The sequence below is a fragment of the Sphingobium sp. LMC3-1-1.1 genome (genome assembly GCF_040676285.1).
Taxonomy (GTDB): Bacteria; Pseudomonadota; Alphaproteobacteria; order Sphingomonadales; family Sphingomonadaceae; genus Sphingobium.
Genome location: NZ_JBEGHQ010000086.1, coordinates 1 through 255, shown reverse-complemented (window position 1 = coordinate 255; position 255 = coordinate 1). Strand labels below are relative to the sequence as shown.

Genomic DNA, 255 nt, shown 5'->3' with positions numbered 1-255 from the left:
ATAATGCCGACCACGATATTGAGGATGATGCCCTGCTGACCATCTGTCCGCATGATGATGCTGGCAAGCCATCCGATAACGCCGCCAACGACGAGCCACATGATAATTCCCATAACCGTTCTCCTGCAATCCAGAAGACGATTTGGCCGCATTGACGCATCGTGCCCGGAATATCTGCTAACCCCTCAGTTGGCAGAAGCGTTCCAAAGACTTTGGATACACCAGACGAGATGAAATAGTTTGGGCGCTTATTCA

At 50.6% G+C, this 255-nt stretch carries 1 protein-coding gene; it reads right to left on the bottom strand.

Features of this window, described 5'->3' with window-relative positions:
- Positions 1-113 (bottom strand): GlsB/YeaQ/YmgE family stress response membrane protein (locus MRBLMC3_RS22170; RefSeq protein ID WP_363832429.1); only part of this gene is annotated, 113 nt, incomplete at its 3' end.
- Positions 114-255: the final 142 nt, after the last annotated feature.